We start from the raw sequence: 1,321 nt of genomic DNA, 5'->3' as shown, positions 1-1,321 counted from the left end.
TGAACCGCCCCGGGTTTTGAGGAGGCTCTTTTCTCTGAGAGGATTGAGCCATGAGCAAGAAGTCAAACAAGTTCTCACCCGAGGTTCGCGAACGCGCTGTTCGCATGGTGCAGGAGCACCGAGGCGAGTACCCCTCGCTGTGGGCCGCGATCGAATCCATCGCCCCCAAGATTGGCTGTGTGCCGCAGACCCTCAACGAATGGGTCAAGCGCGATGAGATCGACACCGGCGCGAGGGCCGGTGTCACGACGACCGACCTGCAGCGCCTGAAGGAACTCGAACGCGAGAACAAGGAGCTGCGCAAGGCCAACGAGATCCTCAAGCTGGCCAGCGCGTTTTTCGCCCAGGCGGAACTCGACCGCCGTCTGAAGTCCTGAAGGGCTTCATCGATCAGCATCGACAGGCCTACGGGGTCGAGTCGATCTGCAAGGTGCTGCAGATCGCCCCGTCTGGCTATTGGCGCCATGCCGCCCAACAGCGCAACCCAGCCCTGCGATGTCAGCGCGCTCTGCGTGACGGCGTCCTGGCGCCTCACATCGAGCGCGTGTGGCAAGCCAACATGCAGGTGTACGGTGCCGACAAGGTCTGGAAGCAGCTCAACCGCGAAGGTATCCCCATTGCCCGCTGCACGGTCGAGCGGCTCATGCGCCGTCTCGGCCTGCAGGGGGTGCGCCGTGGCAAGGTAGTGCGCACCACCGTGAGCGATGGCAAGGCATCATGCCCGCTGGATCGGGTCAACAGGGTCTTCAAGGCCGATCGACCCAACCAGCTTTGGGTCTCTGACTTCACGTATGTGTCGACCTGGCAGGGCTGGCTGTACGTGGCCTTCGTGATCGACGTGTATGCGCGGCGCATCGCGGGCTGGCGCGTAAGCCGCTCCATGCACACAGACTTTGTTCTGGATGCCCTGGAGCAGGCGCTTTATGACCGCCAACCCGAGCGCGATGGCGCCTTGACCCATCACTCCGATCGCGGGTCGCAATACGTGTCCATTCGCTACACGGAGCGCCTGGCAGAGGCAGGCATCGAGCCCTCGGTGGGCAGCAAGGGTGACAGCTACGACAACGCCCTGGCCGAGACGATCAACGGGCTGTACAAGGCCGAGGTGATTCATCGCCGATCCTGGCCAACGCGCGAATCGGTGGAGTTGGCAACCCTCGAATGGGTGTCCTGGTTCAACCACCACCGGCTCTTGGAGCCCATCGGCTACATACCGCCGGCCGAAGCTGAGGCAAACTACTACCGGCATCTCGCCAGTCAAATCTCCACGGTGGAGGTCTGACTTAAACCAACCGGCCTCCACGAAACACGGGGCGGTTCA

1 protein-coding gene and 1 other annotated feature are annotated in these 1,321 nt (G+C 62.6%); the gene reads left to right on the top strand.

Annotation, left to right across the window (positions count from 1 at the left end; all coding sequences use genetic code 11):
- Window positions 1-50 precede the first annotated feature (50 nt).
- A protein-coding gene (locus tag ATF69_RS02675) for an IS3 family transposase (RefSeq protein WP_146869818.1) occupies window positions 51-1,282 on the top strand; the annotation gives its coding sequence in 2 pieces (ribosomal slippage) (window positions 51-342 and window positions 342-1,282; 1,233 coding nt in all).
- Window positions 332-448: a sequence feature (AL1L pseudoknot), on the top strand. Its footprint overlaps the gene before it by 117 nt.
- Window positions 1,283-1,321 lie beyond the last annotated feature (39 nt).

Source organism: Acidovorax delafieldii (genome assembly GCF_007993815.1).
In the GTDB taxonomy this organism is placed as follows: domain Bacteria; phylum Pseudomonadota; class Gammaproteobacteria; order Burkholderiales; family Burkholderiaceae_C; genus Acidovorax; species Acidovorax delafieldii.
This window is presented reverse-complemented; position numbering and strand designations above follow the sequence as displayed.